This is a genomic window from Xenorhabdus sp. PR6a, assembly GCF_028599065.1.
Taxonomy (GTDB): domain Bacteria; phylum Pseudomonadota; class Gammaproteobacteria; order Enterobacterales; family Enterobacteriaceae; genus Xenorhabdus; species Xenorhabdus doucetiae.
The window spans coordinates 1-7039 of record NZ_JAQRFJ010000099.1; the positions used below are offsets into that span (position 1 = coordinate 1).

Below are 7039 nucleotides of genomic sequence, written 5' to 3' on the forward strand. Positions count from 1 at the left end.
ATCAAAATCCTGTGGAACGGGGCGAATCATATGCAACCCAGAGAATTCTGTCAATGAATTCATTAATATTCTCGGTGTAAGCGTTGAAAAAGCCATCAATGACCCATTTTGAGCGCAAAAATAAAGGCACGACAATAAATTGCGTGCCTCTATTATTCCTGTTATTCACGCCATACTATTGACGGTAACAACATCGCTAAATAACGATTTATTGTGCCTCACGCTGCGCAATATAAGCCAGCGCCTTATCAATACGAGACAGTGAACGTGCCTGGTTAATCGCATGGATGGTGACATCCACACTTGGAGACTGGCCTGCACCTGTTACCGCAACACGCAGTGGCATACCGACTTTACCCATGCCAACTTCCAGCTCGTCAGCCGTCGCTTGAATCGCGTGATGGATATTCTCTGGTGTCCATTCAGTCAGCGCGGCCAGTTTCGCACGGGCAACTTCCAATGGCTGGCGGGCAACCGGGCGCAGATGTTTTTTCGCCGCATCGGCATCAAACTCAGCGAACTCTTCATAGAAATAACGACAAGATCCCGCCATCTCTTTCAGCGTCTTGCAGCGCTCACCCAGCAGTTTGATCAAATCAACCAGTTCCGGGCCAGTGCGGGTATCAATCCCTTGCTGTTCAATATGCCACGCTAAATGTACCGCCACTTTCTCTGCCGGCAGGGTATTGATGTAATGATGGTTCAGCCATTGCAGTTTTTCCGTATTGAATGCACTGGCGGATTTACTGATCGCATCAAGGTCAAACAGTTCAGTCATTTCTTCAACGCTGAAAATTTCCTGATCGCCATGTGACCAGCCCAGACGAACCAGATAGTTCAACAGCGCCTCTGGCAGATAACCTTCATCACGGTACTGCATGACGCTGACAGCGCCGTGACGTTTGGACAGCTTTTTGCCATCATCGCCGAGGATCATCGAAACATGGGCATATTCTGGAACCGGGGCGCTAAGCGCTTTCAGGATATTGATCTGACGCGGCGTGTTGTTGATATGGTCTTCACCACGAATAACGTGGGTGATTTCCATATCCCAATCATCAATAACCACACAGAAATTATACGTTGGTGAACCGTCGGTACGGCGAATGATCAAATCATCCAGCTCTTGGTTGCTGAATTCAATCGGGCCACGGATGCTGTCATTAAAAATAACAGAACCTTCTTGTGGGTTGCGGAAACGGACAACATGTGGCTCATCGTGGCTGTGCTGGCACTCGCTATCACGGCATCGACCGTCATAACGTGGTTTTTCACCCTTCGTCATCTGAGTTTCACGCAGTTGTTCCAAATGCTCTTTAGAACAATAGCAGCGGTAAGCCGTGCCTTGCGCCAACATGTTATCAATAACGTGGTTGTAACGGTCGAAACGTTTGGTCTGATAATAAGGGCCTTCATCCCAATTCAGATTTAACCAGTTCATTCCGTCCATAATTGCGTCAATGGCTTCTTGCGTGGAACGTTCCAGATCGGTATCTTCGATGCGAAGAACAAATTCACCTTTATTGTGGCGACTGTATAACCAGGAATAAAGCGCAGTACGCGCACCACCAACATGCAGATAGCCGGTAGGACTTGGTGCAAAACGGGTTTTAATTTTACTCATCAGGAATTGCCTTAATTACCTTTCTCTTAATAAGGAGAGCATTTTATCACTGCACTTCAATTCCTCAATGGCGTTAACGGTGGGTTATTGAGAAAAGCCAAAATAGGTTGACCAATTGATACCCTACCGTGATTATAATTGTTTCATTCTGTTTAATTTTACGACGAACGGTTGTTTTAGTAATAAAAAGCGTTGACTCACCTCGAACTATCCCTATAATGCGACTCCATCACGACGGGGCGATTAGCTCAGTTGGTAGAGCATCTCCCTTACAAGGAGGGGGTCATCAGTTCGAATCTGGTATCGCCCACCATATTTCTCGCCGTGATAAACATGATTTTATGATTGGGCGATTAGCTCAGTTGGTAGAGCATCTCCCTTACAAGGAGGGGGTCATCAGTTCGAATCTGGTATCGCCCACCAATCATAAATCAGTGGTATTGATGTCGTTATAGTCATCTTGAAGTGGGCGATTAGCTCAGTTGGTAGAGCATCTCCCTTACAAGGAGGGGGTCATCAGTTCGAATCTGGTATCGCCCACCACTTCATCAGGTTGTTTCGTAACAGTATCACATTGATATTGAGAATGGGTCGTTAGCTCAGTCGGTAGAGCAGTTGACTTTTAATCAATTGGTCGCAGGTTCGAATCCTGCACGACCCACCATTCAAATATCAAAACCAAAATTATCTAATTGGGTCGTTAGCTCAGTCGGTAGAGCAGTTGACTTTTAATCAATTGGTCGCAGGTTCGAATCCTGCACGACCCACCATTTAGATATCAAGATCAGAATTACCTAATTGGGTCGTTAGCTCAGTCGGTAGAGCAGTTGACTTTTAATCAATTGGTCGCAGGTTCGAATCCTGCACGACCCACCATTTAGGTCTGAATCATGAAGTGGGCGATTAGCTCAGTTGGTAGAGCATCTCCCTTACAAGGAGGGGGTCATCAGTTCGAATCTGGTATCGCCCACCACTTCATCACTCTCCCCTTTATCCGACTTTCTCTTTGCTCTAGAAATCTATCCCTTTAATCCATAATGCTTGAATTTTTCCAGCACCCGCTGCATTTCTGTCGCAGAGAGTATTGGAACGGTCTCCGCAATTGGCAGCACTTTTAAGTAAAGTTGTGCCAATATCTCAATTTCATTTGCCAACCAGAGCGCTTTTTCCAGACTCACTTCCATTGCAATCATGCCATGATGCTGCATTAATAATGCCTTACTGTGAGTGATCCCCTTTTTCACATTGTCAGCCAGTTCAGCTGTCCCAAAAGTGGCATAAGGAATACAGGGAACGTAATTGGTGCCTGTAACGGCAATCATATAGTGAATGGCGGGTATCGCATGATTGAGAATGGAGACTGCCGTTGCATTAACCGCATGATTATGTACAACGGCATTGAGATCAGGGCGTGCCTGATAGCAGGAGAGGTGAAAATGCCACTCGCTTGAAGGCACCTTATCGGCGGCATATTCACCTTGATAACTGACATAGACGATTTGATCTGGTGTCAGTTTTTCATAAGCTATACCGGCAGGCGTAATCAAAAAACCGTCCTGATAGCGGGCACTGATATTGCCTGATGTTCCTTGATTCAATCCAAGTGCGTTCATTTTAAGGCAGGTTGCAATAATTTCTTGGACGATTTGCTCTCTATTCATCATTTTTACCTTGCGTAATCACTACGGTTGCCCGCACAAATCAGGGAAAAGGGTCTGTAATCCTTCCGCACTGGCATCACAAATTCCTCGTTCAGTAATCAACCCAGTGATAAGTTCAGCAGGAGTCACATCAAAAGCATAATTTCCACAAGATGTCCCTGGTGGTACTGTATTGACCCAACTTCGTATACCTTCAGGTGTGATGCCATATGTGTGGGATTGTTCTTTGCCTGAACGCTGTTCAATGGGAATTTCTTTTACGCCATCCCAGACCGTAAAATCCAGCGTCGGGGATGGCAGGGCAACATAAAAAGGCACCTGATTGGCTTTGGCCGCCAATGCCTTGAGATAAGTCCCGATTTTGTTGCATACATCGCCTCGTGCGGTTGTTCGGTCTGTGCCGACAAGACAGAGATCGACTTTGCCGTGTTGCATCAAATGCCCGCCAGCGTTATCAGCAATCAACGTATGGGATACGCCGTGTGAACCTAATTCAAAAGCGGTTAGCCCCCCTTGATTACGTGGGCGGGTTTCATCAACCCAGACATGAACCTTGATTCCGGCATCATGCGCCATATAAATGGGTGCCAGTGCGGTTCCCCAATCTACCGTCGCGAGCCAGCCGGCATTACAGTGCGTCAAAATATTGACGGTTTCGTCGCTTGGTTTGGTTGCTGCAATACACTGGATCATTTGTAGCCCGTGCTCACCAATTTTGCGGCAGAGTTCCACATCTTCATCTGCAATTTCATTGGCGATACGATACGCTGTTGCTTCACGTTGTGAATGCTCGCTATTTTCCAGTACTTGATATGTTCGATCCAACGCCCATTTTAAATTGATTGCGGTGGGGCGGGTTTTAACCAGGATAGCGTAAGCCTGTCGTAAATTTTCATCGCTGTTTTCCTGATGCATTGCCAACGCCATACCATATGCGGCAACCGCACCAATCAAAGGCGCTCCTCGTACCCACATTTCTTTGATGGCAGTTGCCGCATCTTGCAGAGTGCGGAGTTGAATAATCTGCACTTCAAAAGGAAGTTTGGTCTGATCGAGAATTTCGACAGTATAACCATCGTCAGCAAGCCAAACAGAACGATAATGAGTGCCACTAATTTTCATATCAACCTCTTAACACTGTGCAATATAACGTCTAATGAGCGAGAACGTCGGGTAATTTTCGCGATTTACTATCAATTCCCGAGCTAATTTCAGTGCCCGCTTCTCGCAGATAGCGCGCTGATTTTGATCTTTAATGTGTTTGAAATCGGCAACACCGGCACACCCGATAATACGGCGATTAATCTCCAGGCCGGCATAAGCAAGCGTGTCTTTAAATAAGGTGGATAGAAAATCGTCTTGTACTGTTTTTAAGAAGGACGCATCAAATGATCCTTGCTGATAAAGCACGACAGGATAGGCATCCCCAATCTTTTTTTCATGCCATAACTGGCGGAAACGACGTTCAAATACCGACCAGGTTGTTTCTATTTGCGCCAGAAGCCAGGTCTGATAATCAGTACATTGCGCATGATTTTCTCGTAGGGCAGATTGGGCAAAGTATGCCATCAATAAGTTACCAATATAGCTACCGATATCAAACGCCATGGGTTCCATAAAACTGAATTCCGGGTCAATGACCTTGGTAGAATCTGGCGTTACCATAATTGATCCAGAATGGAGATCACCATGCAGCAAGGCTTGGGCTTGCGTCATGAATTGATACTTATACTGCATGGCGGTTTGAATGAGTGCCCGATCTTGCCAGATGGAGTAGATTTCATCGTCAAGCTGAGGCGTCGTCCAGTTATTTCTCTCCGCATTAAAATAGGGTTCAGTAAAAATAAGATCTTCAGTGATCTTGCAAAGTTCATGATTGTTGGCGAAGCGGGCAGTGAGATCTTTTTTCCCTTTACTGGTCATGCCAATATCGGAAGTATGGAACAGGGTATTCGCGAGAAAAATTCCCACATCTTCGGCGAGATTAGGCAGTTTTTCCCCAGCGATGAGGCGCTTACGTAGAATAATATGCTGAGACAAATACTCTATAACAAAGAGAGACATCTTCTCATCATAAAAATAGACCTCAGGCACATAGGCGTTGGCGACTCTTTTTTCTTCAATCAGGGCATGATATTCAAAATGCGAACGCATAAGGGAAAGTGGCCATGACTCCCCCGCAGCCCGTACATAAGGCAGGGCTTGTTTCACGACAATGGTTTTTTCTTTTCCGGCGACAATAAAGACTAAATTGAGATTTCCATCACCCACTTCTTGAATTTGCCAGGTTTCAGGAGAACCACCGAGTGAAAGGGTTGTTGGTAAATTTTTAGCAAGATAGTGTGATAAAGATCCGCAAGTTTGTGGGATATACCCTATAGGGACATGAGCAGACATTATTTTTCATCCTGATAATTTCATGAAGGAAAGTTCATAAACAAACGGCACAGCGATAACTCATTCTGCTGTAATGGAATTGACAGTTGTTAACTATAAGATATGCAAGAGTAAGCTGTCTGTGATGGAACTAGAATATCAGCTATGTTTGAGGTTAAATAACCTTACCCTTAAAAGCCCGTTTTGCAAGTTGTAGTGCTATTGACTACAATTTGCAGCCTATTGAGCGTTTCTCTATTCCTTAAGCAAGGAAAATATCGCTGGATAAACTTTATCTAAATCAATGTTGTTGACATTTTCAGGGTCATATAATGTGACACATTTATCTTTTTTAGCCAGTGGTGCCCAATTTTCAGGTTTTGTTACACCATAAAAGGCGACAAGTTTTTTCTGTAATGAAGCGGCCAAATGGCAGATACCACCATCACCGACAACAATCAGTGTCATGTTATTCAATAAAGCTAAAAAAGAACTTAGCGAATCAGAGACGACAATTTCACTGCTTGCTCCTATACGTGATCTTAAATTCTCAGCTAAAGGAATATCCTGCTTAAACGAAGAAATAATAAATCTTGCCTCTGGATACTTTTCAAGTATTTTATTTGCTATTAGCGTCAGGCGATCATTATTAATTAAACTGTACTTTCTGTTATTAGAAACAGAAAACAAGATCATGGGATATTGATATTCAATGGACTGAAAAGTCTCTTCAAATTTAATGTAAGGAAAAAATTCAGCAGATAATTCATTCTCATTAGGTGAAAATGTACGTAATACTTTTAATGCCTGATGATAACCATTCACGTGTTCCTTTTTTGTTGGGCAGTTAATTAGCTTTGCATGCCAGTGCTTATCTGTAACAACAGCATAGCGTTTTTTAGCACCTAATAGCCATAAGAATAGATTATTTAGCTTCATGGGCGTAGGTTTGGCTGATATGGCAATATCAAACTTTTCTCGGCGAAATGATAACGCAGTATTAATAATAGATAGATAGATATTTATTTCCTTTAGGAATAATATGGACATGGATTTCAGGGCACAAATAACGAGCAAGCTCAGCATTGCCAGCGTCTATAAATAGGCCAATCTCTGCGTTGGGATAGGTTTTCTGTAAGAATTTGATCAATGGTTGAGTACAAATAAGATCACCAAGTCCATTACGGCGCAATATGGCTATTTTCATATAATTTTATTAAAAAAACTTATCGTGTTAAATTAGTTTAACTATAACCGAAAGTAGAAAATAATGGTATAGGGTTTGGTTATTTAGCACCTTATTAATATCATATAAAACAACAAAACAGGAGGCTTTTCTATTGTCAGGAAATAAGTTCAATAAAATTGAACATCTATG

5 protein-coding genes and 7 tRNA genes are annotated in these 7039 nt (G+C 43.5%); 7 read left to right on the forward strand and 5 right to left on the reverse strand.

The genetic code is table 11. From position 1 onward, the window contains the following. Window positions 1–208 precede the first annotated feature (208 nt). On the reverse strand, window positions 209–1624 hold the full coding sequence (gene gltX, locus PSI15_RS16710; protein WP_273584521.1) for a glutamate--tRNA ligase: 1416 nt from the start codon (window positions 1622–1624) through the stop codon (window positions 209–211). Window positions 1625–1861: 237 nt separating this feature from the next. Here gltX and PSI15_RS16715 point away from each other — a divergent pair. The 7 genes from PSI15_RS16715 to PSI15_RS16745 all read left to right on the forward strand — a co-directional run bounded on the left by PSI15_RS16715 (window position 1862) and on the right by PSI15_RS16745 (window position 2597). Continuing rightward, window positions 1862–1937 (forward strand) — tRNA-Val (locus PSI15_RS16715). Between the two features lie 34 nt (window positions 1938–1971). Next, window positions 1972–2047 (forward strand) — tRNA-Val (locus tag PSI15_RS16720). A 44-nt stretch (window positions 2048–2091) separates the two neighbouring features. Continuing rightward, window positions 2092–2167 (forward strand) — tRNA-Val (locus PSI15_RS16725). A 45-nt stretch (window positions 2168–2212) separates the two neighbouring features. Beyond that, a tRNA-Lys gene (locus tag PSI15_RS16730) sits at window positions 2213–2288 on the forward strand. Window positions 2289–2318: 30 nt separating this feature from the next. Beyond that, window positions 2319–2394, forward strand: a tRNA-Lys gene (locus PSI15_RS16735). Between the two features lie 30 nt (window positions 2395–2424). Continuing rightward, a tRNA-Lys gene (locus PSI15_RS16740) sits at window positions 2425–2500 on the forward strand. A gap of 21 nt (window positions 2501–2521) precedes the next feature. Next, window positions 2522–2597 (forward strand) — tRNA-Val (locus PSI15_RS16745). A 46-nt stretch (window positions 2598–2643) separates the two neighbouring features. Here the strand turns inward: PSI15_RS16745 and PSI15_RS16750 are convergent. The 4 genes from PSI15_RS16750 to PSI15_RS16765 all read right to left on the reverse strand — a co-directional run bounded on the left by PSI15_RS16750 (window position 2644) and on the right by PSI15_RS16765 (window position 6747). Further along, window positions 2644–3285, reverse strand: coding sequence for an L-fuculose-phosphate aldolase (locus PSI15_RS16750; protein WP_273584525.1), 642 nt, complete (start codon window positions 3283–3285; stop codon window positions 2644–2646). 21 nt (window positions 3286–3306) lie between these two features. Beyond that, a complete protein-coding gene (mtnA, locus tag PSI15_RS16755) occupies window positions 3307–4407 on the reverse strand; it encodes an S-methyl-5-thioribose-1-phosphate isomerase (RefSeq protein WP_273584522.1) in 1101 nt (366 codons plus the stop codon). 9 nt (window positions 4408–4416) lie between these two features. Continuing rightward, window positions 4417–5682: an S-methyl-5-thioribose kinase gene (gene mtnK / locus PSI15_RS16760; protein WP_273584523.1), complete on the reverse strand. Its 1266-nt coding sequence runs from the start codon at window positions 5680–5682 to the stop codon at window positions 4417–4419. A 234-nt stretch (window positions 5683–5916) separates the two neighbouring features. After that, window positions 5917–6747, reverse strand: coding sequence for a glycosyltransferase family 9 protein (locus PSI15_RS16765; protein ID WP_273584524.1), 831 nt, complete (start codon window positions 6745–6747; stop codon window positions 5917–5919). Window positions 6748–7039 lie beyond the last annotated feature (292 nt).

Coding starts and splice junctions, on each gene's coding strand:
- gltX (WP_273584521.1), bottom strand. CDS start 1,624: ATGAGTAAAATTAAAACCCGTTTTGCACCAAGTCCTACCGGCTATCTG.
- PSI15_RS16750 (WP_273584525.1), bottom strand. CDS start 3,285: ATGAATAGAGAGCAAATCGTCCAAGAAATTATTGCAACCTGCCTTAAA.
- mtnA (WP_273584522.1), bottom strand. CDS start 4,407: ATGAAAATTAGTGGCACTCATTATCGTTCTGTTTGGCTTGCTGACGAT.
- mtnK (WP_273584523.1), bottom strand. CDS start 5,682: ATGTCTGCTCATGTCCCTATAGGGTATATCCCACAAACTTGCGGATCT.
- PSI15_RS16765 (WP_273584524.1), bottom strand. CDS start 6,747: ATGCTGAGCTTGCTCGTTATTTGTGCCCTGAAATCCATGTCCATATTA.